A 24242-nucleotide genomic window follows, 5' to 3' on the forward strand; every position below is an offset into this window, starting at 1 on the left:
CATCATGCCCAAGCCTGACCTGGAAATTGTGCGTGCGGCGATGTTCGCCGATCCCGGGGTGAAGGCGGTCGACGATCTGCGGTGGATGCCTGCCGCATCCGGGCTGGGCATTCAGGCCACGGTGACAGTGGCCTCATCGGCGGTGGACCTGGCCACAGTGCAGGCCGTCGTGGGCCAGATTCTCGCCACTCAGTTCGGCGTAACAGAACTACACCTGACATTCAACGATCCCGGGCCGGCACCGGCGCAACCGACCCGTGGGCCTATCGAAAAGAGGTAAAGCGGAGGGCGGCATTGCCGCCCTCCGAACCCTCAACCAATCCAACCGAAGGCAAACACCGTTCCCAAGGTCGTGCTGAGCGCTGCTACGCCCCACAACCCAAACGCTGATCCGTCGCAATCGCGTGCAGGTGGCGGCCAGCCTGGGGTCGGCTGGGCACGGAGGAGCGCGTGCTCGCCATAGCAGTGCGCCAGAGAGCGCCAGCAGGCCAAAGGCCAGGCCGAACACCAACGCCTTGTGCAGCCCACCGGGCGCGCCGGCAGCGTGGGAGCAGCACCCGACTAGTCTCGGGACTCATAGACTTGGTGCCCTGGCCAGGCGCAGGCGCCTGCCAGGACAAAGGCCACGCTTTGCCGGGCCCGCGTGAACGCCACGTAGTACTTCGCCGGTGAGGTGATACGGGAGGCGTCAGCGGTGCGCAGGAACTGGGCCAGGGGGCCATTGGGATAGATCAGCACGCGGGAGTATGTCCGTCCCTTGGCTTGTCCAAAGTTGACCGCAGGATAGCCATCGCAGGCTTCCCGCCGGTCGTAACGCAGGACGGTGGGCGCGAACTGCAGTACATATTTTTGCACCAGAGTGGGTGCCACCACATAAATGCCCTCATGCCCGGTCAGCTCGCTATTTCCTGACTCGGTGCGCGGCATCTGCGGATACAGCGCATCGGCCAGATCACACAGCGACTGCGCACAGCGGTGGCTGATCACCCGATGCTGGATCTGACACAAGTTCCGCGCCTGCCAGGCTTGGAAAAGCCCCATCATGGCCACACCACGGTATTGCTGGTGACGCGGAGAATGGTTGGTGGCGTAGGTCGCCTGGCGGGTATCACCCACCAGCGTGATCTCGATGCCGCTGGAGAGCAGGCGCTCGACCAGGTCCAGGTCGTAGCCGGCCAAGTCCTGGACCTCATCGATGTAGAGCTCGTCGTACATGGCCGCCAAACGCTCGATGACACGGCCTTGGGTAATCTCATCGCAGCGCACGGCAAAGTCAGCGGCGCGATCGGAATATATTCGATCGCCGGCCAGATAGTGACGAGCCACCTGACTACGGGGAGCACGATTGTTGGTCCTGCCCTCAACGAAGAGGATGGACTCCACGCGGGGCTGGGCACACAGCGCCGCCTGATAGGGCCGAATGCACTCGCGCAGCAGAAAGCTGTACCAACTGTAGAGCGACACGTGCGCCGGCACGGCGCCAGCCTGCCGTTCAAACGCGCGCCTGATCTCTTCCAGGTTCTCAAGCGTGTAGGTCAGGATGGCGATCCGGCGTTGCGGGCGCGCCAGGGACTGGCGCACCAACATCGTCGTCTTGCCCGAACCGGCCGCCGAGAGCAGTACCTGATTAGGCGATGGCACGCTGGACATAGTCCGGAAACACGATCGAGTGGGGACTATTGAAGATGGCCAACGCTGTATCGGTCTTGTTGCCCTTCATGAACTTCAACAGCGCCGCCTCATCGGCGAACGTTTTATCCAACACCAGATTCAATTGCGCCAGCGTATTTGCCTTGATCAATTGTTGCTCCAGCGAGGGTGCGTCCTCATCGGAGTCATAGTAGATGTAGTTCAGGAAATCAGCGTAGCGTTCCTGCAGCAGGGCTACGTCGCCGTCGTTGTCGGTAACGACAGCGGTTGGGATATCCAGGCGTTGGGCGATCTGCAGAAATCGCTTGAAGGCCAGGGAGTTGACCGAGATCACGTCCACGCCACGGGCCAACGGCGACACGCCGTGGTGATCCTTGAAGGCTCGCTGGACGATCAACTCGTCCGAGGGGCCCTCGACAAGGATCGCCTGCTTGGCCAGGATCAACCGCAGGGTGTCATGACCCGGCAGCTTCATGAAGTAGTCGTGCGTATCGGTCGGCAGTTGGTCCAGTTTTATGTGTCCGCGTGCACTGAAGAGGATCACGTTGTCCACGCCGAGCTTGTTCAACACGAAGCTGCTATGCGTTGCAATGATGACTTGCTGGGCGGTGGACAGAGCTGCGATCTTGTCGATCAGTTGGGTCATACTGGAGAAGGACAGATGATTCTCGGGCTCTTCTACCAGCAGCACGTGCGCAGCACCGGCCGCGCGCATGGCCAGTTTCATTTTGACCGCACTCTGTTCGCCTTTGCCGGCGTGGGTGAAAGGAAGATCGTCCAGGTAGGGAGACAGACTGGCCTCCCACGTCGACCGCGCCGAGGTGTCCACACCCACGGTCAGCGTCTTATTGCTGACATCGCCCGCATTTTCGGCCAGGAACGTGTTGATGGCCGCCACGTCCGTTTCCTGGGAAAAGCTCTGCCGCATGCGGCGATAACTCAGCGACAAGGCCACGCGCTGAGCCGGAGAAAGCACCTGGTCGATGATGCTGCCGATGTAGCGATCCGTGCCTGAAAAGGTCTTGGCACTGGTGGTATCGATTATCGTGGAGTCGAATGGGATGCCGCGGGCGGTGACGCCATTGTTGGCGAAGGAATACCAGCGGACGGTGTAGTACTCCACCGGCAAGCTGCCCCCCTGGTGCTCGCGCAAATAGGCATCGAACTCGGGGCGATAGTCTTCGTTGAGTTCGATCAGCAGCCGAATGCCGGCCATGTCAGCGCCGAGGGAGTTGTTGGTACCCCGCAATGAAGCCAGGGTGGCATCCCGTCCGAGGTAAGCCTCGATCACGATCCGCGGAGGCGAACCAGGCTGTCCATCCCGCAGACGTGCCAGATACTCGTCGACAGCCGGTTGGTGGAACAGGTAGGGGGTGATTTCGTAGGCGATGCCTCGTCCGTGCAATTGGCCGGTCACGACAGCATGAATAGCTTCCAATAGCGTGGACTTGCCGACCTCGTTGTTGCCCACGATCAGGTTCATGTGGGGGTTGAGCGGCAAATCCAGGTGGCCAAACGCCTTGAAGTTCTCGATGACGACTCGTTCGATCGGCATGGTTCATCCCTGTACGACTGCAGCGCGAGCACGGCGCCCGGAGCCATCCGGACACGCCGGCATGGCGTTCATACTAAACCGGGCCAGTGGGGCGGATTTCGTACGGGTGAGACACCCCGGAGGCGGCTGGCGGCCGATCACGCGGGATAATTCAACATTATCCCGCCTGAGCAAAGCCGCCGCCGAACGGCCGCCTGCACTCTTTATTAGTATGTAATTACATGGTATGTAATACATTACGAAATAATTGGAGAACAGCATCATGGCGCGCGCAGGACTCTACAAAGGGGATGTCCAGAAAGCGCGTGACGCGCTGCTGGCCCAAGGCAAGAAGCCTTCCGTGGACGCGGTTCGGGTGGCTCTGGGCAACACGGGCTCCAAGACCACGATCCATCGCTACTTGCGTGAACTGGAAGAGGAGGAGGGCGGCGGTCCGTCACGTGCGGTGGCCGTGAGTGAGGCCTTGCAAGACTTGGTCGCGCGCCTGGCTGCGCGACTTCAAGAGGAGGCAGAAGCGATCCTCACCAGGGAGCGAGAACGCCATGGGGCCGAACTCCAGCGTCAGCAACAAGCGCTTTCCACCGCCCAACAGGAAGCCGCTGCCCTGGGCAGTCAGCTGCAGCGCACTGAGACCAGCTTGACGCAAGAGCAAGCCGCTCACGCCCTACTTCAGCAGAATCTGCGCGACAAGGTCGCGGAAATCGCCCAGTTGAATGAGCGCATCGCCGGCATGACGGTGCGGCTGGCTGATTACGAGGCGCATACGCGTTCTCTGGAGGACAAGCATGCCCACGCCCGGGAAGCGCTCGAGCACTACCGCGCTTCAACCAAAGAGCAGCGCGAGCAAGAGCTTCGCCGTCACGAGCATCAGATCCAAGAGCTGCAAGTAGCCTTACGTCAGGCCAATGAAGCCTTGGGCGCGAAGAATCAGGAGCTGTTGGTGCTTAACCGCGACAATGGCCAATGGCTGGAGCGCCATGGGCGGATTGAGCGTGAGCTTGTCCAGTTGAGGCAGGTCCACGAAGGCCAACACAGCGAGATCGTGGCGTTGCGCCAGACCGCAACGGACCACATGGCACTGCAGGAGCGCTGGAAGACTGACGTCAAGGCCTTGGATGCCCTGCGCAGCGAGCTAGCTCAAGTCCAAGACACCCTTGCGCAGGAGCGTGAGCGCCGCCAGAGCGCTGAAGCCGATGCGTTGCGTGCCAACGCGCGTCTTGAAGCGCTGGAGCCCCTGCTGAATCAACTGACGCCGGCACAAAATACGGTGAAGAGAACCCGGCGCAGCAGTACGCAGGGTGGGGGAGCGGACTAACGAGGCTACTCGTTTGCCTGCTAGCGGCCGGGATAGCGCTCCCCAGTCCAGTACGCCCATTCCATAGGTACGACCCAGTCTACGAACAGCTTGGCTACTGAGGACTCCGGTGCCAGATGGTAGGGCTTGAACATGCCTTGCTGGGGCGAACTGGTCATCAGGTAGCGCAAGCGCTTCTTGACCTCTTGAAAGATGGCCTCGCGCACATGGGCGCTGTCGTGCACGCCAAGACGCATTGCCACCGACGCGCCTTGGCGTACCGCCGCCCAGCAACAATAGCGCCACTGCGCGATCGGCAGACCCCGCGGTCCGGATTGAAACACGAACCCCACATCACGTGCCCAGCCTGGGTCGAAGTGATGTTTGAGCAATTGCTGCTCTAGAAACTGCTCGGTCTCCCAGAGTGCAAGTTCATCCCACAGCTCTAGTTTTGCGTCCGCCAGTTCTACATCGTGTGCCATATCACCGAGTTGGTCTTCCAGCACCGGGAGCAGGTGCCTGCGCTCGTGGGTAGACCAGGCGAAAGCCCATTGCAGATCTTCGATGGGCGTGACCTCGGCATCGGGTCGGATCTGCCATCGATCCGCTGGCCAGGGAACTTGGATCAGGGCCAAGTCTCGCAAGGCGTCCAGCACCAGCAAGGTGGAGCGGCGTGTGGGCGCCACCGGTATGCGTCGTAGCTGCGCGGCCAGCAGCGCGGCAAGGAAAAGGGTGCCACGAAGCCCCAACGCCTCGATGCTGGCGACCCCAGATGGCGTCATTGACGAGGTTCCGGGCATGCGGGTTCCGGGGGTGAGGGAGCGGCGTGGCTCCTGGCGATGGCAGCGCTACCGGGGTCGCCGGTTGCCTCAAAGCTAAGAATATCTTAGTATGCAAGGCAGGGTACATCCGCCATCCTTATGGGGTCTCCATGGGGTGCGCGCGTGACTTTGTCAGTCGACTCAACACCGACCTTCGCTCGACGCCTCAAACAAGCCCGCCTGCACACGGGCTTGTCGCAGAAGGAGTTGGGCATCCGGGCCGGTCTGGATCCTCACGTGGCCAGCCCCCGAATCAACCAGTACGAGCGTGGCAAGCACGAGCCGAAGCTGGAGACCGCTGAGCGGTTGGCTCAAGCGTTGGGGATCCCCGCCGCGTTGCTGTACACCGATGATGATCTGCTGGCCAAGTTGCTCCTACGCTGGGGCTCGCTCAGCAAGCAGCAGAAGCGCGAGCTGGTGAAGCTGATCGAGAGCACATCCGAGAAGTAGGCCGTACGGTCGCTCGCTTTATGGGCAGCACTTCGCTTCAACCCGGCCCTTTGGAGCGCCCCCGGATGGAACACCAGTGGGCGCGGCTAGCGCGACTAACGGGGCGCGGCATCTCAGGCCTGCCTGAGATTTTGTTCACGACCGATACACGCGCGCCTTGTCTAAAGTGATTTACCATGTCGCCCGTGTCAGCCTCCTCACTTCTACTGCGACTGATCCTGATCGCCATGCTCGTGCTTAACGGGGCGTGGTCGGCGTTTGCGTCGGTCAGTATGAATCCGGTGATGGAAGAGCAGGCCAGCGAAGTCGCTGCCGCGGTGCAAGTCGACGAAGACTGCGTCGCCCATCACAGTGCTGAGCATCATCCCGATGCCACATCGATTGAAAAGGCTGGCACTGGGCACGGCGATCATGCCGGCCCCGACTGTTGCAAGTCGTCTGCGTGCCGGTGCGCCTGCGTGCACGCGTGCGCGAGCGCATTGCCTGCGCGCCTGCATGTTTCGGTACAACTGGCCTTGGGCCTGGATGTCATGCCGCTGCCCTTGGGGCATCCGGCGCCTGCCTTGCGTCATCTGATCCGACCACCGATCGGCTAAGCGTCCCTAGGCGCCGCAATGGCGCCGTTGGTGTGGCTTGCATGCCTGTATAGGCCAGCCACCCGCTCTGTACCACCGCCTGCCGGTGGCAACACGACGCTTGGAGCATTTACATGTCGCATGATGATTTTCGTGGTCCACATGGTGGACCGCTGCTGCCTTCGCGGCGGCGATTTGTCCAAGGCTTGGCCTTGGGAGGCGCAGTCGCAGGATTGGGGTTCTGGCCCAAAGCCAGTTGGGCGCTCAAGGGCCCCGGACAAGCCAACGTATTGTCGGGCACCGAGTTTGACCTGACCATCGGCGAGACGCCGATGAACTTCACCGGCAAGACCCGCACCGCGATCACGGTCAACGGGTCCGTTCCGGCGCCGTTGCTGCGGTGGCGGGAAGGCACCACGGTCAACCTGCGTGTCTCCAATGCATTGCCGGCCAACTCCCTCCATGGCACGGATACTTCCATCCATTGGCACGGCATCATTCTGCCGGCCAACATGGACGGCGTGCCGGGCCTGAGCTTTGACGGCATCGGACGTGGTGAGACCTACCACTATAGGTTCACCCTGCATCAGGGCGGAACCTACTGGTACCACAGCCACTCAGGTTTCCAGGAACAAGCTGGGCTTTATGGACCGATCGTGATCGATCCACTGGAGCCAGAGCCTTTCAGCTTCGATCGCGACTACGTCGTGATGCTGAGCGATTGGACAGACCTGGACCCGACGGCCCTGTTCGATCGTTTGAAGAAGATGCCGGGCCATGACAACTACTACAAGCGCACGGTCGGCGATTTCGCGCGCGATGTGAAGCGCAATGGTCTGTCGGCCACGTTGGAAGATCGCAAGATGTGGGGCGTGATGCGAATGACGCCCACGGATCTGTCCGACGTCAACGCCAACACCTACACCTACCTGATGAACGGCACGACCTCTCTGGGCAACTGGACCGGGTTGTTCCGCAGTGGCGAGAAGGTGCGTCTGCGTTTCATCAATGGCTCTGCCATGACGTACTTCGATGTGCGTATTCCGGGGTTGAAGATGACCGTGGTCGCGGCGGATGGCTTGTACGTCCATCCGGTTTCGGTCGACGAGTTCCGCATTGCAGTAGCAGAAACCTTCGATGTGATCGTGGAGCCCTCCGGGCAGGACGCATTCACCATCTTTGCCCAGGACTCCGGTCGCACCGGCTACGTCAGCGGCACGCTCGCCGTGCGCGAAGGACTACGCGCGCCTCTTCCGTCTGTGGATCCCCGGCCGCTGCTGACGATGGCAGACATGGGCATGGATCATGGATCGATGGATATGTCTGGCGGCAGCAAGGGCATGGAAGGCGGCTGTGGTGCAGCCATGGGCATGCCCGGCATGACCCCACCTGCCAGCGGCAATGAGGCCTCGGCCCATGCGGGTCACGCGATGCCTGCCGCCGGCGATGGTGCCATGGCCGGCATGCAGCATGGGGGCATGCAATCACACCCTGCCAGCGAGACCAACAATCCGCTGTTGGACAACCAAGCCATGAGCGTGACTTCGCGCTTGGACGATCCGGGCAATGGCCTGCGCGATAACGGCCGTCATGTACTGACGTATTCCATGCTCAAGAGCACCTTTGAAGACCCTGACGGACGCGACCCCGGTCGCGAGATCGAGCTGCATCTGACCGGACACATGGAGAAATTCTCCTGGGGTTTCAATGGTCAGAAGTTTTCCGATGTCGAGCCGCTACGGCTGAACTACGGCGAGCGCATGCGCATCGTATTGGTCAACGACACGATGATGACCCACCCGATCCATTTGCACGGCATGTGGAGCGATGTGGAAGACGATAGCGGCAACTTCATGGTGCGCAAGCACACGGTGGACATGCCGCCAGGCAGCCGACGTACGTATCGCGTGCGTGCCGATGCGTTGGGCAGCTGGGCGTTCCATTGCCACCTGCTCTATCACATGGAAGCCGGAATGATGCGCACGGTGAGGGTCGACGAATGAACATCAATAGACGCAATACCACCCTGACTGCGCTGACCCTGGCTATCTCGCTGGCCCTGGCCAATGCGGCCAGCGCCCAATCCATGCAGCACGGCTCCATGCCGATGGAGCAGGGCGCGCAGACCCAGGCTCAGGATCACTCTGCACATCAGGCGCCGACATCAAAGCCTGCGCCAGCCCCCAAACCTACAACACCGGCCAAGACCAGCGAAGCGACTATCGATCATGCGGCGATGGGCCATGCCGCGCCGCCGGCTCAAGCAGCCGAGCCTGCCATGCAGGGCATGGACCACTCGCAGATGGGGCACAGCTCGCCCGCGAGTACACCTGCAGCGCCCAAAGCGCAGACGCAGCCGATGCAGGGCATGGATCACAGTCAGATGGCACAGCCCGCTGCGTCCGACGCCTCCAGCACGTCCACGCCTGCGATGCAGGGGATGGACCATTCGCAGATGGGCCACGGTTCGCCCGCATCCGCTACGCCAGAAGCTGGCATGCAATCGATGGAGGGCATGGACCACAGTCAGATGGGACATGGGCCTGTCGCACCAACGCAGCCGCGCACCCCGATTCCTGCGGTGACCGAGGCTGATCGTCAGGCGGCCATCGCGCCCGCACACGCGCATCCGGTGCATGACAATTCGATCAAGAGCTACGTACTGCTCAATCGCCTGGAAGCCTGGGATGCCGATCCGGGCACCGGGCTGGGTTGGGAGGGTCAGGGTTGGATCGGTACGGACCTCAATCGCGTCTGGTTCCGCAGTGAAGGCGAACGCACAGATGGTCAGACCGAGTCGGCTGATCTGGAAGTGCTCTACGGCCGCAGTATCTCCACGTGGTGGGATGTGGTGGCCGGTGTGCGCCATGACTTCAAGCCGGGGGCTTCGCAGAACTTCGCCGCTATCGGCGTACAGGGCTTGGCACCGATGAAGTTCGAAGTATCCGCCACAGCCTATCTCGGCGAAGGCGGCCAGACTGCTGCCAATGTCGAGGCCGAGTACGAACTGCTGCTGACCAATCGGCTGATCCTGCAGCCGCTGGTGGAGGTCACGGCGTATGGCAAGAACGATCCATTGCGCGGAATAGGTTCGGGTCTGAGTACCGCTGAGGCGGGCCTGCGACTTCGTTATGAGTTCACCCGAAAGTTCGCTCCCTACATCGGCGTGGTGTACGAGCGTGCGTTTGGCAATACCGCAGACATGCGACGCGAGCATGGCGAGTCTTTTGAAGACACGCGCTTGGTCATCGGCCTTCGTACCTGGTTCTAAGGGGAACTGACAATGAAATCCAACAAAAGGATGTGGGTATGGCTCGGTGCCGGCGTGGGATTGGTTGCGGTCGCGGCAACTGCCGCGGTCTCTCTGGGCGTGTACAACGTGGCCGCTGATGATCCGCATAGTCGCCCGGTGTATGCGCTACTTGAAACGGCGCGTGAGCGTTCCATTGAGGTGCGCGCCGCCAAGCTTCAGGTACCCACGAACCTGGATGATCCTGAGCGTATCCGCCAGGGTGCGGGCAACTACAACGCTATGTGTGTGACCTGTCATCTTTCGCCAGATGCGGCGGCCACCGAGATGAGCAAGGGTCTGTACCCCGCGCCACCAAACCTAAGCAAGCACCCGGTGGGTCCAGCTGAGGCGTTCTGGGTGATCAAGCACGGCATCAAGGCCAGCGGCATGCCTGCGTGGGGCGGCAGCATGGACGATGAGTTCATCTGGAACATGTCGGCCTTCCTGCAGAAGCTGCCCAAGCTGGACAAGGCCGGCTACCAGGCGTTGGTAGCCAGCAGTGATGGCCATTCACACGGTGGCGGTGAGACCGGCGGGCACTCGCATGGCGAGGAAGCGGGTGCAGATCACCATGGCGGCGGTGATAGCGAAGAGATGGGTGATGGCCATGGCCATGGCCAGGGGCATGAAGCAGGTGGCATGGGCATGGACATGAGCAAGCCTAAGGAAGGCACCACGCATGTGCATGCCGACGGCAAGACGCACGTGCATGCGGCCGAGCCGGCAAAGCAACCTGCGCAGGCCAAGTCCGAGGGCGAGCACGATCAGCACGGCTCCATGCCAGCCAAACCAGCCGAGCCAGCTCCCAAGGCCGATGACGGCCACGATCACCAGCATTGATCCCTTCATGGAGCTGCCCCGGCTCCACGCCCGAGCGCCTCGGCGCTCGGGCATCTCTTAAGGAAGCATGATGAACACTTCACGCAGCTGTCTCTTTCTGCTGGCCACGGCCTTGTCGCTGACCGCATGCGCGCGCCCCGAATCGGCTGTCAATTCAGAGGCGGCATCGGACGCCCAATCTCCGACATCGGCGGCTGCGCAGCAGGTCACTCAACCGCAGCGTCCGTTGCCGTTGGTCAAAGTACATAAGAGTGCGACCTGCGGTTGCTGCCAACTGTGGGTGGAGCATCTGGAGAAAGCAGGTTTTACGGTTGAGGTGCACAACAGCGAAGACCTCAACCCCATCAAGGCGCGCTTGGGCGTGCCCTATGGACGCGGCTCGTGCCATACCGCCGAGATCGATGGCTACATCGTCGAAGGTCATGTGCCGGTGCAGGACATCCTGCGCCTGCTGCGTGAGCGCCCGGTAGGCCGCGGATTAGTGCTACCGGGGATGCCTGCCGGTTCTCCTGGCATGGAGATGCCCGACGGACGTGTTCAACCCTATACGGTGGAATTTGTACTGCCCGATGGCACCACGCAGCCTTACGTCCTGCACGGTCAACGCAGCTGACAGTTTGCTCGCGATCCCTTCTTCCAGCCCAGAGTGATCCATGTCCCCTCATTCCCACGATGAAGCCGGCAAGGCGATGCCGCAGGGTGCCAGCGATGGTCCAGACTCGGTTCGTGATCCGGTATGCGGTATGCAGGTCTCCGCGGCTAGAACGCCGTACCACGCTCTGCATGGCGGAACGAAGTATCACTTCTGCTCAGCCAAATGCCGAGAGCGGTTCATCACCAATCCCGACCGGTATACGGACGATGCTCCCCAGCAAGTCGAAGTGACCGCCCCAGCCGCGGTGGCCCCACCCAGCGATACCCACGCCACGGTCTATACCTGCCCGATGCACCCGCAGATTCGTCAGTCAGGTCCCGGCACCTGTCCGATCTGCGGCATGGCGCTGGAGCCGGAGATGCCCTCGCTGGAGGAGGACGAAAACCCGGAGCTGCGCGATTTCGCCCGACGCTTCTGGTGGACATTGCCTTTGACGTTGATCGTCCTGGTCCTGGCCATGCTGGGACATCGTCTGCCCGGCTTGTCCACGCAGGCGCGCACTTGGATTGAGCTCGTGCTGAGCGCCCCGGTGGTGCTCTGGGCGGGGTGGCCTTTCTTTGAGCGCTGCCTACAGTCCATCGGCAATCGCAGCCCCAACATGTGGACGCTGATCGGCATCGGCGTGGCCGCTGCGTTTGGCTACAGCGTGGTGGCCACCCTGGCGCCGGGCCTGTTTCCGGACTCTTTCCGCGAGCATGGACGGGTAGGGGTCTACTTCGAGGCGGCGGCGGTCATCGTCTCGCTCACGCTGCTCGGCCAGCTGCTGGAACTGCGGGCGCGCTCCAAAACCTCCGCGGCCATCAAGTCCCTGCTGGGGTTGGCGCCCAAGACGGCTCGCCGCGTCAAACCCGATGGGGGCGAAGAGGACGTTGCGTTGGATCACGTGCACGTGGGTGATCTACTTCGCGTACGACCGGGCGAGAAGGTGCCGGTCGATGGGGAAGTCATCGAAGGTCGCACCAGTGTCGATGAGTCGATGCTGACCGGTGAACCCATTCCGGTGGAGAAGACTGTCGGTGATCACGTCATAGGCGCCACGCTCAACGGGACGGGCGCCCTGGTCATCCGGGCGGACAAAGTCGGATCCGGGACAGTACTGGCGCAGATTGTGCAGTTGGTGGCCCAAGCCCAGCGCTCTCGCGCGCCGATGCAGCGTATGGCGGACAAGGTGGCGTACTGGTTCGTCCTGGCCGTGCTGGCCACGGCGGTGCTCACGTTCTTCGGATGGGGCCTGTTTGGACCCGAACCGTCCTGGACCTTTGCCGTCCTCAACGCCGTATCCGTTCTGATCATTGCGTGCCCGTGTGCCTTGGGTTTGGCTACCCCCATGTCGATCATGGTCGCCACCGGCCGCGCTGCACAGGTTGGGGTCCTGTTCCGCGATGCTCAGGCGATCGAACAGCTACGTTTGATCGACACGTTGATTGTGGACAAGACCGGTACCTTGACCGAGGGGCGTCCAGCCTTTCGCGACACGCTCTCCTACGCCGGTTTCGACGCAGATCAGATCCTTCGTTTGGCCGGCAGTCTGGAGCAGGGCAGCGAGCACCCCTTGGCCGAGGCCATCGTGGCTGAAGCCCAGCGACGTGGCTTGAACCTGGTGGCTGCCCAGGATTTTGATTCGCTCACCGGCCAAGGCGTCCGCGGGCGCGTGTCCGATCAGGATGTCGTGCTCGGCAACCAAAGCCTAATGGCGTCGGTTGGCGCCGATGTAGCCCCTTTGCAAAGCAGCGCCGAGCGTCTTCGTAAAGAAGGCGCTAGCGTGATGTTCCTGGCGGTCAATGGGCGGTTGGCCGGCGCAATTGCGGTGGCTGATCCCATCAAAGCCACGACCTTGCCTGCCTTGAACCTGCTGCGTGCTGATGGCCTGCACGTGGTGATGGCCTCCGGTGACGCACAGGCGACGGCCGAGGCCGTGGGGCGCACGCTGGGCATCAACGATGTGCGTGGCGGCGTCAAACCTCAGGACAAGGCCGAACTGGTTCAGCAACTCAAAGCCCAAGGGCGTCGTGTAGCCATGGCCGGTGATGGCATCAACGATGCGCCGGCCCTGGCGGCGGCCGATGTGGGCATCGCGATGGGGACGGGTACGGATGTGGCCATGTCCAGCGCCCAGCTCACCCTGGTCAAGGGTGATTTGAGGCGCATCGTGCAAGCCCGTGCCATCTCGTCTTCGACGGTGGCCAACATGAAGCAGAACCTGGGCTTTGCCTTCGTCTACAACGCCATCGGCGTGCCTATCGCCGCCGGCCTGTTGTACCCCAGCTTCGGCCTTTTGCTCAGTCCGATGATGGCGGCCCTGGCCATGAGCCTGAGCTCGGTGTCGGTGGTCACCAATGCCTTGCGTTTGTCCGGCTCCACCGTTGTCGCCACCTCCCACCCTGACCGCGCCGATGAGCCTGCGCGCGGCCATTCTTGTCACTGATGGCTCATATCCCACAAGGAGTACTGCAATGAAACGTTATGCCTCCCTCTCGATGATGGCCCTGTTCCTGATCTCTGGCGCGGCCTTCGCCGGCGGCCAGACCACCACGCCCACCACCGACCACGGTCAGCACAAGCCGATGGATCACAAGAAGCAGGAGCATGGTCAGCACAAGCCGGCCGCGGCCGATGCCGATTTCACCAAGCTCGATGCCAACAAGGACGGCTCGCTGTCCAAGGAAGAGCTGGCCAAGCACAAGCTGGCGCCCCACTTTGGCATGCTCGATAGCAACAAGGACGGCAAGCTGAGCCCGCAGGAATTCGCTGCCGGCAAGGGTATGTAACTGCTATCTCCCCGGGGGCTGGGTCCTTGGCCCCCGGGATTCGGCGATGTTCTGCTATTCCCACGGAGATCGACATGTCTTCTTCGCACGGTAAGCACGAAAGCACGCACACGCAGCATCTAGGGCAACACGCCTCGCAAGGAAGTCCCGGTCAGACGCATCAGGGGCACTACGGTCGCCTGCTGCTGATGATGGCCCTGTCGTTCTTGGCTATGTACGCCCTGATGTATGCCATGGTCGATCAGTGGGCCAACGTCTATCACAACGTCAACCAGCTCTACATGGCAGGGCTAATGGCTGCGCCGATGCTGTTGATCGAGCTTTGGCTCATGTCCAGCATGTACCCCGATCGTCGGCGTAACCTGATCCTGGCCAGCGTGACCGTGGCGTTCATGCTGTTCTGTTGGTGGGGAATCCGTACGCAGGCCGCGGTGACTGATCGGCAGTTCATCCGCTCTATGATTCCCCATCATGCCGGCGCCATCCTGATGTGCGAAGAAAACCGCCTGAAGGATCCCGAGCTGACCAGACTCTGCCTGGACATCATCACCTCGCAGAAGCAAGAGATCGCCCAGATGAAGCAACTTCTCGCCAATTGATCGCGGTGACGTCTGCTGTCTACTTGCGCCGCTCAAAGACTAGGTAAAACGGTGTCCCCGCCCAGGAGGGGTTAGCTAGGCTGCGCCAGAACAGCAGGAGCTGTGCCGTTGAATAGGCGGGCACGGCACCGTGCCGTAAGAACAGAAAACGCAGCAATCGCCTGTTTTGGGCTGAATCAACTTATTGCAGTTCACGCATTCATAGAAGAACTGACATGAGTCTGTGGACATGGTCTCTGTTGCCCGATGACCGCATACAGGGCAAGTCAAGGTGCTGGCCAGTTGCATGTCAGCCACTTTCCGATCCTGTCTTGATGGTCGCTGGAAAACCGGCGTCAGTGATCGCCTTTGCTATTCTCGCTGAATCCACGATTTTCGCATCAAAAATAACGGTCACTGTTCCAGCCCGTGTGTCTACCTGAGTGGACGTTACCCCAGGCACCTTGTCCAAGGCCTTCTCGATGGTAATGCTGCATGCCGGACACGTCATGTTCTCCACATGCAACATGACCCGTTGAGGTGTGATGGCCCAAGCCGCCGACATCCAGATCGTCATGATCAGACCAAGAAGCATTGCGCGCATAAAGTGCTCCTTACAAGAACCAGCTAATGTAATAGGGAAAGAGTAGCAACAGCACGATCCCGCTGGCGGCCATCCAGAGCCAACGACGGCGGCGCCTTAGTGATGGGGTATCCGTGCAGCCACCGTCATTGCTGCACCGCTGCGCGCCTGAGCGATACTGGGTCCAAAACGCCCAAGCCAAGCAAAGTATGGTGAGCGCGCTCAACCAAGGGCGCCAGACGTCAAAGGCCGTGAGGTTAGCGATCCATGCTCCGCTGATTCCCATTAAGACCAGCACCAGCGGCACCACGCAGCATATTGACGCGCCAACAGCGGCAACCGCCGCGCCCCAAAGAGGTGGCAAAAAGGACTTGGGAGGACGATGCTGACTCATGGCAGTATGTTATTCTCCGTACCATGGTACGGAGTCAAGCAGTGATCATGAGTGCCATGACCATCGGTCGGCTGGCAAAGGCCGCGGATGTACATATCGAGACGATTCGCTATTACCAGCGGCGGGGCTTGCTTCCTGAGCCCGAACGTCCACAACGCGGTGTACGGCGCTATGGTGAGGCTGATGTTAGCCGGCTTAGATTTATCCGACGAGCTCAGGCGGCCGGGTTCCGTCTTGATGAGATAGCTAGTTTGTTGCAGATCGAGGGCAGGGGCGCGTGTGAGCAAACCCGATTGCTGACGGAACAGAAGTTGAGCGAAGTCCGCCAGCGCATTGAAGATTTGCGTTTGTTGGAGACCGGGCTGAAACAATTGGTAGACGAATGCCAAGCCTCCGCGGGTGATGCTTGCCCCGCGCTAGATCGGTTGGCAAGGACAAGTCGGTAGCCTCAAGCCATAGAGTTCAGCTGCCCGCTCCTGTTGAGCGCCGGTCGTACCGCGCTACAGGCGCGGTGGATTAGGCGAGCGGCTATGCGCGCAGTAGCTTGATCTAAGTCCAAGGGCGGACACAGCTCAGCCACATCCATCAACCGCACCTTTCCTGAAGCCAGGATCAAGTCCATCAATGCTTCCACGACCTCTAGGCTCACGCCTCTTGGATTAGGCGCGCTCACACCCGGAGCAGTGGCTTGCGGCAATACATCCAGGCACAGGGTCAGGTAGATTACGTCCACCGCATCACACCAGCGATTCACCACTTCCGCTTGTGCGTGCCAATTCCACGCGTTTAGGGCGTCATCGGTGATGTAGTGGGCGCCCTCACGTTCGGCCGTAGCGAACAAGCGCGGTGTATTGCTGGAGCGACTGACGCCAATGCAGTGGTACTGGAGCGGCGTGGCACTCCTGTGGGCGTGCTCCAATGCTTGAAGGAAGGGCGTGCCGGAACTCGCACACCCCTGCTCGCGTAAATCGAAATGAGCATCGAAGTTGAAAATGCCGATTCGCGATGGTGATGGTCCGAGGTGGCCGCACAGGGCCGCATAGCTGGCATAGCCAATTTCGTGACCTCCGCCTAAGCCGACGACCCAATGCCCGCTATCCAAGAGTTGTTGGGCGCGCTGGGAGTAGTGGGCCTGTGCCAGCTCCAGGGCACGATCCTCGCAGACGATATTGCCTGCGTCGTAAAGAGGGCAGGGTTGTAGCACGGGCAGGTTGGCCAACGTCCTGCGAAGTGCATCGGGCCCTTGTGCAGCACCTGGCCGTCCGGCATTGCGACGAATGCCTTCATCGCTGGCAAAGCCCAGCAGGGCAATGCCAGGAGCGCCAAGATCCGGGTCCGACGCCACCACCTGATGCCAGCGCTGGGTATCGGCCGACAACGGCAGATCCACGCGCCCCGCCCATGCAGGATTCACCTGCCCGTCTCCTGCAATGGCCACTCCAGGAACGGTTGCAGCCCCCCTCGTTGGATGAAGGCCTCGATGGCCTGCATCTCGGGGGCCAGATAGCGGTCCTCGTCGTAGCGGGGTACCAGGGCGCGTACCTGCGCGTGCACCGCTTCCAAAGCCTGCGAAGACTGCAGCGGCCGTCGGAACTCGATGCCTTGGCAGGCGGCAAGCATTTCGATGGCCACGATGCGACGCACGTTATCGGCCACCTCGCGAGACTTGCGCGCGGCGAAGGTCGCCATGCTGACATGGTCCTCCTGGTTGGCCGAGGTCGGCAAAGAATCCACGCTGGCGGGATGGGAGAGGGTTTTGTTTTCGCTGGCCAGTGCAGCGGCGGTCACGTGGGCGATCATGAAACCTGAATTGACGCCCGGGTTGGCCACCAGGAATGCGGGCAGACCTGACAAAGTCGAATCGATCAACAAGGCAATCCGGCGCTCGGCTAAGGCACCGATCTCCGACACTGCCATGGTCAGTTGATCCGCAGCAAAGGCCACGGGCTCGGCGTGGAAGTTGCCACCCGAGATCACTTCGCTGGTATCGGTGAAGACCAGTGGGTTATCAGAGACCGCGTTGGCCTCTGTCCACAACACTTGTGCCACATGTTGCATCACGTCGCGTATGGCCCCCATCACCTGAGGCTGGCACCTGAGACTGTAAGGATCCTGCACACGCGTGTCGTTCTGACGATGCGACTCACGGATCGCGCTACCGGCCAGCAGGCGAAGGTAGTGCTTGGCCACGACAATCTGGCCCGGCTGGCCACGCACGGCATGGATGCGCGGATCGAAGGGCGAGTCAGAGCCGCAGGCGGCATCGACGCTCATCGCGCCGCTCAACACGGCAGCTGAGTAGATCTGCTCTGCCGCGAACAGCGCCATCAATGCAATGCCGGTGGATACCTGCGTGCCGTTGAGCAGGGCCAGCCCCTCCTTGGCCGCCAGCCGGATCGGGGTGATGCCCGCGTGTTCCAGCGCCTGGCTGGCGGGCAGCACCTGTCCGTCAACCCGCACGTGGCCTTCGCCCATGGCTGCCAACGTCAGGTGCGCCAACGGTGCCAGATCGCCGGAGGCGCCTACTGAGCCTTGGGCAGGAATGCAGGGCCAGATCTGTGCGTTGTAGATCGCCACTAGCGTAGCCAGCGTCTGCTCGCGTACGCCCGAGTAGCCTCGGGCCAGAGACGCGATCTTGGTGGCGAAGATCAGTCGTACGCAGGCGTCATCGAGCAGCGGGCCCATGCCAACGGCATGGGAGCGCACCAGGTTGGTCTGCAGTTGCTCCAATTGCTCGCGCGCTATGTGGACCTTGGCCAGCTTGCCAAAGCCGGTGTTGATGCCATAGGCAGGCTCACCGGCCACCACGATGGCCTGGACGGCTTGGGAAGAGGCGCGCACCTGATCCCAACAGGCGGGGTCCAGTGCGATGGGGGCGGCACCTTCGGCGATCTGCCGCAGCTGCGCCAAGGTCACTTGGCCAGGCGTCAAGTTCAGCATGATGCTCACTCCAGGATGGCCGGCAAGATCAACTCATGCTCACGCGCGCACGCCAATGCTTGCTCGTAGCCGGCATCAGCATGGCGCATGACCCCGGTGGCCGGATCGTTCCATAGCACGCGCGCCAGCCGCCGGTCGGCTTGTTCAGTGCCATCGCAGACGATGACTACACCCGAATGCTGCGAAAACCCCATGCCCACGCCGCCTCCGTGATGCAGGCTTACCCACGTGGCGCCGCCACTGGTGGCCAGCAGGGCATTGAGCAGCGGCCAATCCGATACCGCATCGGAACCATCACGCATGCCTTCGGTTTCGCGGTTGGGGCTGGCGACCGAGCCACAATCCAGATGATCACGCCCAATCACGATGGGCGCCTTCAATTCGCCGTTACGCACCATTTCATTGAATGCCAAAGCCGCTTTGTGTCGCTCGCCCAGACCCAGCCAGCAAATGCGGGCAGGCAGGCCTTGGAACGCGATGCGCTCCCGCGCCTGATCCAGCCACTGGTGAAGATGCGTGTTATCCGGAAACAGCTCTTTGACCTTGGCATCGGTCTTGTAGATATCTTCCGGGTCGCCGCTGAGGGCCACCCATCGGAAAGGCCCCATGCCCCGGCAGAAGAGCGGACGGATACAGGCGGGCACGAAGCCAGGGAAGGCGAAGGCATTGTCCACGCCTTGATCCAGGGCCACTTGCCGGATGTTGTTGCCGTAGTCGATCGTCGGCACGCCCAGCGCGTGGAAATCAAGCATGGCGCGTACGTGCGTGGCGCACGAGGCGGCCGCGGCCTGCGCCAATTCACGGCGTTGGCCGTCGCTGCCCGCCCGGGCCTGCTCCCACTGCGACACCGTCCATCCCGACGGCAGATACCCGTTGATCAGGTCATGCGCCGAGGTCTGATCGGTCACCGCATGGGGGCGGGCGCCGCCATTGCGTGCAAGAGCGACGAACTGCGGGAGTAATTCGGCCGCATTGCCCAGCAATCCCACCGACACGGGGACTGGACTGCTTTCAATGATCTGCAGGGCCTGCTCGATGGAGGTGGCCTTGTGATCGACATAGCGTGTGCGAATGCGAAAATCGATTCGCGACTCCTGACACTCGATCACGATGCTGCTGGCGCCGGCTAGCGTTGCGGCCAATGCTTGCGCGCCGCCCATACCGCCCAAGCCTGCGGTGAGGATCCACTTGTTCTGCCAGTTGCCACCGTAGTGCTGGCGACCCAGCTCAACGAACGTCTCGTAGGTTCCCTGCACGATGCCCTGGCTACCGATGTAGATCCAGCTGCCGGCGGTCATCTGCCCGTACATCATCAAGCCCTTCTTATCGAGCTCGTTGAAATGCTCCCAAGTCGCCCAGTGGGGCACCAGGTTGGAGTTGGCGATCAGTACGCGCGGTGCATCCTTATGCGTGCGGAACACGCCTACCGGTTTTCCCGATTGCACCAACAAGGATTCATCATCCTCAAGCGATCGCAACGTTTCCAAGATACGGTCAAAGCTTTTCCAGTCGCGCGCAGCACGACCGATGCCGCCGTAGACCACCAGGTCTTCCGGGCGCTCGGCAACATCGGGGTCCAGATTGTTCTGGATCATGCGGTAGGCCGCTTCAGTCAGCCAGCTCTTGCAGTGCAGCTGGGTGCCGATCGGAGCGCGAACGGTGCGCGCAGGGGAAGCGGAGCGTTCCAAGGTATCCATCAAATCCTCAAGGGGTCAGGGGGGCGCCAACCTGGAAGGTGCCCACAAAGCGGTAACGAGATGCCGGGTGAATCAACCGCACAAAGCTGGCCACCTGTCCGCGCGACCACGTACGTCGGGTCAGCACCAGCAACGGATCGCCTTCGTTGATCTTCAGTTGCGCAGCCAGACGCTTGCTGGCCGTCTCGGCTTCAATCACATGTTCGGCGCGCTCCAGCGGCGCAACGCGCATCAAGTACTGATGCGGAATCTCGGTGTGGAAATCGATGTCCAGGTAATCCGGCGCCACGCTGGGTTGCACAAAGCGATCCTCCAACTGCACGGGCTTGTCATCGCTGTGGTGGAGCAGGCGGCTGTGGAACAGCTCCGTGCCCGGTGTCAGGCCGAAGTTGGTCGTCACACTGGAGCGCGCCTCGACCGTCTCGCAGATCAGCACCTGGACCGAGTGTGTCTGGCCGCGGGACTGAATCTCTTCGCGAATGTTGCGCACCTCAAACATCGCCGATTCGGCCTTGGGCCCCGCGACGAACGTGCCCACGCCTTGCACTCGGGTCAGCACGCCGGCGTCGGTTAACTCGCGCAGCGCTCGATTCACTGTCATGCGAGACAAGCCGAACTTGGCCGTCAGTTCGTTCTCGCTGGGGACGCGACTGCGCGCGGGCCAGTCGCCGTTGGTGATGTGACGCAGGATGAAGTGCTTGAGCTTCTGGTAGTGCGGCTTGGGTTCGTCCATGGCCCAAGCATTACATGTCTATACAACCAGTCCAACCACTTTCGATGCTGTGCTGCACAAGCAGTTGACACTAAGAATTTCCTCGTGCTATTGCTGTGGTATAGACAACCTACGGGTTCGCCACACGCTCATGCCGTCGCTTCGCGTGCTACTGCGTATGTTCCTGATCCTCGTGCTCTGCGCGGATGGGATCCTGAGCGCGCAGGCCACCACGCGGATGGCCGTGCGGCATATTCCTCCCCCAGGTGCGGTGAATGGCACCCACTCGGTGCACGGCGGCGCGCGTGTCAATGAACGCGCCAAGATTAGTAACGATTGCAACAAAATTCGTCCCGGTGGCAAGCAAGCCGGGCAGGGTGATCAGAACGATCATCAGTGCGACTGCAGCACCACCTCCTGCGACTGCAGCTGTGTGCTCACCTTCTTCGCCGGGCGTGTGCCGGTCATCTTTGCCGCCCAGCACGCCCTGACGAGCACCTACCTACCTACGCCTGAGTTGCCGCCGCTGCGACGACAGGTATCCCGGCTGTTCCGACCTCCCATCGGCTAATGCTGCTTGGTCGCCATTGATTGGCGACGTCTACGCACGCCCTGATGTCGCATAGGCCCCCACGTCTGGGGCACCAGGGTCATACGCATGCATTGCCCTTCGGGGGAGAGAGAACCCATGTACTTCAAGCGCAATCCTTTGGCGGTATCCGTCGGTGCCCTTCTGTGCGCCGGTTTTTCCACGGTGGCTCTGGCTCAGCAGGCTGAACAGGGCGCCACGAGCGAGTCGGCCAAGACGCTGGACACCGTCCAGGTCACCGGCAGCCATATCAAGCGACTGCAGCTGTCCGGTGTTGGTCCGGTCACCGTGGTTGATGCCGAAGCCATCGAGCGCTCCGGTGCCACTTCAGTGGAGACGCTGCTGCAGCGCCTGCCGGCCTCGGCCGGTTTTGCCGGCAGCCAGTCCAATGCCTACTGGGCCGAGAACGGCTACGGCACTACCCAGGTCAATCTGCGCGGCTTGGGCATTAACCGCACGCTGGTTCTGCTCAATGGTCGTCGTGTGGTCAATGGTGGCACCGGTGCCAACAGCTCGGTGGACCTGAACATCATCCCGGTAGCGCTGATCGAGCGGATCGAGGTCCTCAAGGACGGTGCCTCAGCCATCTACGGTGCCGATGCCGTGGCGGGTGTGGTGAACATCATCACCAAGAAGAACTACGACGGTGCCGAGGCGGCAGTGCGTTATGGACAGACCTTCGAAAGCGATGGCGAAGAAAAGTCGTTCGATTTCGCTTGGGGTATTACGTCAGACCGCGGTTCGTTGATGGCCGGCATCAACTACTCGGAGACCGGCACGGTCAACATGGCCTCACGCGCACCGTGCGGCTTGGGTGAGGTCGACGGGCAACTCGAATGTGTGGGCAGCTCGGCCACCATCGGTGGGCGCGCCTTGCTAGCCGACGGCTCGCGCGTGAACTTCAACCAGGATCCCAATGGTGACGGGGATTTCTATGAACCGTATTCGGCGGCCAAGCATAACTACAACGGCAATCCCTATCTCAATGCCGTCAATCCGATCAAGCGTTTGAGCTTCAGCCTGTTCGGCGACAGCACGGTGAATGAAACCACGCGCGTGTTCACCGAGCTGATGTTCACCAACCGCCAGTCCGATCAGCTGGCCACGCCCGGCAGCCTGGGTGTCTATCGCCCGATCAACATCGCGGCCAGCCACCCGACCAACCCGACCGGCCAAGACCTGCTGCTGCAGCGCCGCCGCCTGGAAGAGGCCGGCCCGCGCGAGTTCTTCCAAGAAACCAATACCTTCCGCGTGGTCGCGGGCATTGAAGGCCAGTTGGGCATGAACTGGGACTGGTCGGCCGCGCTGAACTGGGGCCGCAACACCGGTGTGGATGGCTCGACCAATGTGGCGAACCTGGACCGGGTGGATGACACGCTCAACACCGCGCTGTGCAGCAACACGCCCGGCGCGGCGATCCCTTGCGGTGACTATCTCGGCTACGGCGACCTGACCCCCGAGGTGCTCAACTACATCCTGTTCAGGACGCGCGACAACGGCGGCAACGACCAGAAAAGCTTCACCGCCAACATCAGCGGCCAGCTATTCGAGATGCCGGCCGGTTGGGTGGGCTTTGCCTCCGGCATTGAGGTTCGCAAGGAGCGTGGTTGGCGCGATCCCGATCCGCTGACGGTACTGGGCATTGCCAACACGAACCAACAGGATCCGATCGCCGGTGAGTACACGGCCAAGGAAGCCTTCGCCGAGTTTGCCGTGCCGCTGTTGCAGGACAGCGTGATCGCCGAGAGCCTGACGCTCAATGCCGCGGTGCGTTACTCCGACTACGATCTGTTCGGCGAAGACGTGAACTACAAGGTGGGGCTGGATTGGCAGATCGTGCCGTCCTTGAAGGTGCGCGCCAACTACGCCACGGCTTTCCGCATCCCTAACATTCCCGAACTGTTTGGTGGCGTGGCCGAGGGCAACCTGACCACGACCGATCCCTGTAGCGGCTGGAGCAGCTTGCCGGCTGATTCGGTAGTGCGTCAGAACTGCCAGGCGTACGGCGTACCGACAGGCTACGTGCAGCCGGGCAACACGATCCTGACCACCTCCGGCGGCAATCCTGACCTGGAGCCGGAAGATGCCAAGTCCTTGACCGTGGGCGCGGTCTGGACCCCGAGCTTCCTGCCAGGGCTGACGCTGACGGTGGACTACTTCAACATCAAGATCGACAACGCGATCCAGCGTATCGATGGCTCAACCAAGCTGTCGATCTGCTACAACACCCCGGGCTTGGCGCATCCGTTCTGCGGCAATGACAACTTCACCCGCAATCCGATCACCGGTGAAGTGGACTTCCTGTCGTCCCAGCCGGTCAATGCGGCCAACGAGCGTGTTCGCGGCATCGATCTGGGAGGCCTGTATGAGTTCGCAGTCGCAGGCTTCGACTCCACTCTGAGCGTGGATGTGTCCTACCTGGATCAGTACGACGTGCGGCCGTTCCCAGGGGCGGATGTGATCGAGTACGCCGGCAAGATCACCGGTGGCCGTGGCAGCTTTACTCACTGGCGCGCCTTGACCTCGCTGACGATGGAACGCGAAGCCTGGTCCGGTTCTTACAGCTTGCAGTACATCGGCAAGGCGGATGACATCAACGCCAGCCCAGGCGACATTGGCGATCATGCCCCCAGCGTGACCTACCACAATGTCCAGCTCAAGTACGCACCGAACAAGACCTTCGATGTGTCCTTCGGCATCGACAACCTGTACGACAAGAAAGCCCCGTTCATCCAGAGCTACACCGACGCCAATACCGACACGATGACGTATGACCTGCTGGGTCGTCGTTGGTATGCACGCGTGGGTTACCACTGGTAAGGCCTGCTTGGCCTGCTCCCGTCCTGGTG

At 61.6% G+C, this 24242-nt stretch carries 24 protein-coding genes; 14 read left to right on the plus strand and 10 right to left on the minus strand.

Features of this window, described 5'->3' with window-relative positions; translation table 11 throughout:
* Positions 1–4: 4 nt before the first annotated feature.
* Complete coding sequence (locus VGN58_RS07980) at positions 5–280, plus strand: hypothetical protein (RefSeq protein WP_046935218.1); 276 nt, start codon at positions 5–7, stop codon at positions 278–280.
* A gap of 281 nt (positions 281–561) precedes the next feature.
* Here VGN58_RS07980 and VGN58_RS07985 read toward each other — a convergent pair whose 3' ends face one another.
* Both VGN58_RS07985 and VGN58_RS07990 read right to left on the minus strand, forming a co-directional pair.
* A complete protein-coding gene (locus tag VGN58_RS07985; RefSeq protein ID WP_327482749.1) occupies positions 562–1650 on the minus strand; it encodes a UvrD-helicase domain-containing protein in 1089 nt (362 codons plus the stop codon).
* A complete protein-coding gene (locus tag VGN58_RS07990; RefSeq protein WP_327482750.1) occupies positions 1628–3205 on the minus strand; it encodes an ATP-dependent nuclease in 1578 nt (525 codons plus the stop codon). The genes VGN58_RS07985 and VGN58_RS07990 overlap by 23 nt, the downstream gene beginning before the upstream one ends.
* A 262-nt stretch (positions 3206–3467) precedes the next feature.
* On the opposite strand from VGN58_RS07990, the gene VGN58_RS07995 reads away from it, so the two are divergent.
* The gene (locus tag VGN58_RS07995) at positions 3468–4520 is read left to right on the plus strand and encodes a DNA-binding protein (protein ID WP_054668669.1); all 1053 of its coding nucleotides are present in this window, start codon (positions 3468–3470) and stop codon (positions 4518–4520) included.
* Between the two features lie 20 nt (positions 4521–4540).
* Here VGN58_RS07995 and VGN58_RS08000 read toward each other — a convergent pair whose 3' ends face one another.
* Positions 4541–5299, minus strand: coding sequence for a hypothetical protein (locus VGN58_RS08000; protein WP_228903388.1), 759 nt, complete (start codon positions 5297–5299; stop codon positions 4541–4543).
* A gap of 120 nt (positions 5300–5419) precedes the next feature.
* Between VGN58_RS08000 and VGN58_RS08005 the strand changes: the two genes are divergently transcribed.
* From VGN58_RS08005 to VGN58_RS08045, 9 genes are all read left to right on the plus strand, one after another.
* Positions 5420–5770, plus strand: coding sequence for a helix-turn-helix domain-containing protein (locus VGN58_RS08005; RefSeq protein WP_046934799.1), 351 nt, complete (start codon positions 5420–5422; stop codon positions 5768–5770).
* Between the two features lie 176 nt (positions 5771–5946).
* Positions 5947–6366, plus strand: a complete 420-nt coding sequence (copL, locus tag VGN58_RS08010; protein WP_327482751.1) for a transcriptional regulator CopL — start codon at positions 5947–5949, stop codon at positions 6364–6366.
* 113 nt (positions 6367–6479) lie between these two features.
* Entirely contained in the window at positions 6480–8348 is a 1869-nt protein-coding gene (locus VGN58_RS08015) for a copper resistance system multicopper oxidase (RefSeq protein ID WP_046934797.1), read from the plus strand.
* Complete coding sequence (locus tag VGN58_RS08020; protein WP_046934796.1) at positions 8345–9616, plus strand: copper resistance protein B; 1272 nt, start codon at positions 8345–8347, stop codon at positions 9614–9616. The genes VGN58_RS08015 and VGN58_RS08020 overlap by 4 nt, the downstream gene beginning before the upstream one ends.
* 12 nt (positions 9617–9628) lie before the next feature.
* Positions 9629–10477, plus strand: a complete 849-nt coding sequence (locus VGN58_RS08025; RefSeq protein ID WP_327482752.1) for a cytochrome c — start codon at positions 9629–9631, stop codon at positions 10475–10477.
* A 70-nt stretch (positions 10478–10547) separates the two neighbouring features.
* Entirely contained in the window at positions 10548–11090 is a 543-nt protein-coding gene (locus VGN58_RS08030; RefSeq protein ID WP_080955570.1) for a DUF411 domain-containing protein, read from the plus strand.
* Positions 11091–11166: 76 nt separating this feature from the next.
* Positions 11167–13557, plus strand: a complete 2391-nt coding sequence (locus tag VGN58_RS08035) for a heavy metal translocating P-type ATPase (RefSeq protein WP_327484604.1) — start codon at positions 11167–11169, stop codon at positions 13555–13557.
* A 28-nt stretch (positions 13558–13585) separates the two neighbouring features.
* Positions 13586–13900, plus strand: a complete 315-nt coding sequence (locus VGN58_RS08040) for a hypothetical protein (protein ID WP_327482753.1) — start codon at positions 13586–13588, stop codon at positions 13898–13900.
* A gap of 74 nt (positions 13901–13974) precedes the next feature.
* Positions 13975–14499 (plus strand): DUF305 domain-containing protein, encoded by a 525-nt coding sequence (locus tag VGN58_RS08045; protein ID WP_046934793.1) that lies wholly within the window; start codon positions 13975–13977, stop codon positions 14497–14499.
* A 75-nt stretch (positions 14500–14574) separates the two neighbouring features.
* Here the strand turns inward: VGN58_RS08045 and VGN58_RS08050 are convergent, their stop codons facing one another.
* The 3 genes from VGN58_RS08050 to VGN58_RS08060 are packed head-to-tail and all read right to left on the minus strand — an operon-like array spanning position 14575 to position 15455.
* Positions 14575–14787, minus strand: coding sequence for a GDCCVxC domain-containing (seleno)protein (locus VGN58_RS08050; protein ID WP_080955569.1), 213 nt, complete (start codon positions 14785–14787; stop codon positions 14575–14577).
* Between the two features lies 1 nt (position 14788).
* On the minus strand, positions 14789–15082 hold the full coding sequence (locus tag VGN58_RS08055; protein WP_046934792.1) for a heavy-metal-associated domain-containing protein: 294 nt from the start codon (positions 15080–15082) through the stop codon (positions 14789–14791).
* Positions 15083–15092: 10 nt separating this feature from the next.
* On the minus strand, positions 15093–15455 hold the full coding sequence (locus VGN58_RS08060) for a mercuric transporter MerT family protein (RefSeq protein WP_046934791.1): 363 nt from the start codon (positions 15453–15455) through the stop codon (positions 15093–15095).
* 47 nt (positions 15456–15502) lie between these two features.
* On the opposite strand from VGN58_RS08060, the gene VGN58_RS08065 reads away from it, so the two are divergent.
* Positions 15503–15901, plus strand: a complete 399-nt coding sequence (locus tag VGN58_RS08065) for a MerR family transcriptional regulator (protein WP_080955572.1) — start codon at positions 15503–15505, stop codon at positions 15899–15901.
* A gap of 2 nt (positions 15902–15903) precedes the next feature.
* Here VGN58_RS08065 and hutG read toward each other — a convergent pair whose 3' ends face one another.
* From hutG to hutC, 4 genes are read right to left on the minus strand one after another with little or no spacing between them, the layout of a single operon-like run.
* Positions 15904–16869 carry a formimidoylglutamase gene (gene hutG / locus VGN58_RS08070; RefSeq protein ID WP_046934806.1) on the minus strand — a complete coding sequence of 322 codons (966 nt, stop codon included), beginning with the start codon at positions 16867–16869 and terminating at the stop codon, positions 15904–15906.
* Positions 16866–18404 (minus strand): histidine ammonia-lyase, encoded by a 1539-nt coding sequence (gene hutH / locus VGN58_RS08075; RefSeq protein WP_202924162.1) that lies wholly within the window; start codon positions 18402–18404, stop codon positions 16866–16868. Before hutH ends, hutG begins: the two co-directional genes overlap by 4 nt.
* A complete protein-coding gene (hutU, locus tag VGN58_RS08080; protein WP_414710770.1) occupies positions 18401–20092 on the minus strand; it encodes a urocanate hydratase in 1692 nt (563 codons plus the stop codon). The genes hutH and hutU overlap by 4 nt, the downstream gene beginning before the upstream one ends.
* Before the next feature lie 7 nt (positions 20093–20099).
* A complete protein-coding gene (gene hutC, locus VGN58_RS08085; RefSeq protein WP_046932594.1) occupies positions 20100–20825 on the minus strand; it encodes a histidine utilization repressor in 726 nt (241 codons plus the stop codon).
* A 157-nt stretch (positions 20826–20982) separates the two neighbouring features.
* Here hutC and VGN58_RS08090 point away from each other — a divergent pair, with 157 nt between their 5' ends.
* Positions 20983–21375, plus strand: coding sequence for a CopL family metal-binding regulatory protein (locus VGN58_RS08090; RefSeq protein ID WP_074053011.1), 393 nt, complete (start codon positions 20983–20985; stop codon positions 21373–21375).
* 117 nt (positions 21376–21492) lie between these two features.
* Positions 21493–24213, plus strand: a complete 2721-nt coding sequence (locus VGN58_RS08095; protein ID WP_327482754.1) for a TonB-dependent receptor — start codon at positions 21493–21495, stop codon at positions 24211–24213.
* Positions 24214–24242 lie beyond the last annotated feature (29 nt).

It is taken from the genome of Pseudoxanthomonas sp. (assembly GCF_035999195.1).
In the GTDB taxonomy this organism is placed as follows: domain Bacteria; phylum Pseudomonadota; class Gammaproteobacteria; order Xanthomonadales; family Xanthomonadaceae; genus Pseudoxanthomonas_A.

Bases quoted from the DNA above. Each gene is read 5' to 3' on its own strand.
- VGN58_RS07980 (WP_046935218.1), top strand. From the start codon at position 5: ATGCCCAAGCCTGACCTGGAAATTGTGCGTGCGGCGATGTTCGCCGAT.
- VGN58_RS07985 (WP_327482749.1), bottom strand. From the start codon at position 1,650: ATGTCCAGCGTGCCATCGCCTAATCAGGTACTGCTCTCGGCGGCCGGT.
- VGN58_RS07990 (WP_327482750.1), bottom strand. From the start codon at position 3,205: ATGCCGATCGAACGAGTCGTCATCGAGAACTTCAAGGCGTTTGGCCAC.
- VGN58_RS07995 (WP_054668669.1), top strand. From the start codon at position 3,468: ATGGCGCGCGCAGGACTCTACAAAGGGGATGTCCAGAAAGCGCGTGAC.
- VGN58_RS08000 (WP_228903388.1), bottom strand. From the start codon at position 5,299: ATGCCCGGAACCTCGTCAATGACGCCATCTGGGGTCGCCAGCATCGAG.
- VGN58_RS08005 (WP_046934799.1), top strand. From the start codon at position 5,420: ATGGGGTCTCCATGGGGTGCGCGCGTGACTTTGTCAGTCGACTCAACA.
- copL (WP_327482751.1), top strand. From the start codon at position 5,947: ATGTCGCCCGTGTCAGCCTCCTCACTTCTACTGCGACTGATCCTGATC.
- VGN58_RS08015 (WP_046934797.1), top strand. From the start codon at position 6,480: ATGTCGCATGATGATTTTCGTGGTCCACATGGTGGACCGCTGCTGCCT.
- VGN58_RS08020 (WP_046934796.1), top strand. From the start codon at position 8,345: ATGAACATCAATAGACGCAATACCACCCTGACTGCGCTGACCCTGGCT.
- VGN58_RS08025 (WP_327482752.1), top strand. From the start codon at position 9,629: ATGAAATCCAACAAAAGGATGTGGGTATGGCTCGGTGCCGGCGTGGGA.
- VGN58_RS08030 (WP_080955570.1), top strand. From the start codon at position 10,548: ATGAACACTTCACGCAGCTGTCTCTTTCTGCTGGCCACGGCCTTGTCG.
- VGN58_RS08035 (WP_327484604.1), top strand. From the start codon at position 11,167: ATGCCGCAGGGTGCCAGCGATGGTCCAGACTCGGTTCGTGATCCGGTA.
- VGN58_RS08040 (WP_327482753.1), top strand. From the start codon at position 13,586: ATGAAACGTTATGCCTCCCTCTCGATGATGGCCCTGTTCCTGATCTCT.
- VGN58_RS08045 (WP_046934793.1), top strand. From the start codon at position 13,975: ATGTCTTCTTCGCACGGTAAGCACGAAAGCACGCACACGCAGCATCTA.
- VGN58_RS08050 (WP_080955569.1), bottom strand. From the start codon at position 14,787: ATGCAACTGGCCAGCACCTTGACTTGCCCTGTATGCGGTCATCGGGCA.
- VGN58_RS08055 (WP_046934792.1), bottom strand. From the start codon at position 15,082: ATGCGCGCAATGCTTCTTGGTCTGATCATGACGATCTGGATGTCGGCG.
- VGN58_RS08060 (WP_046934791.1), bottom strand. From the start codon at position 15,455: ATGAGTCAGCATCGTCCTCCCAAGTCCTTTTTGCCACCTCTTTGGGGC.
- VGN58_RS08065 (WP_080955572.1), top strand. From the start codon at position 15,503: ATGAGTGCCATGACCATCGGTCGGCTGGCAAAGGCCGCGGATGTACAT.
- hutU (WP_414710770.1), bottom strand. From the start codon at position 20,092: ATGGATACCTTGGAACGCTCCGCTTCCCCTGCGCGCACCGTTCGCGCT.
- hutC (WP_046932594.1), bottom strand. From the start codon at position 20,825: ATGGACGAACCCAAGCCGCACTACCAGAAGCTCAAGCACTTCATCCTG.
- VGN58_RS08090 (WP_074053011.1), top strand. From the start codon at position 20,983: ATGTTCCTGATCCTCGTGCTCTGCGCGGATGGGATCCTGAGCGCGCAG.
- VGN58_RS08095 (WP_327482754.1), top strand. From the start codon at position 21,493: ATGTACTTCAAGCGCAATCCTTTGGCGGTATCCGTCGGTGCCCTTCTG.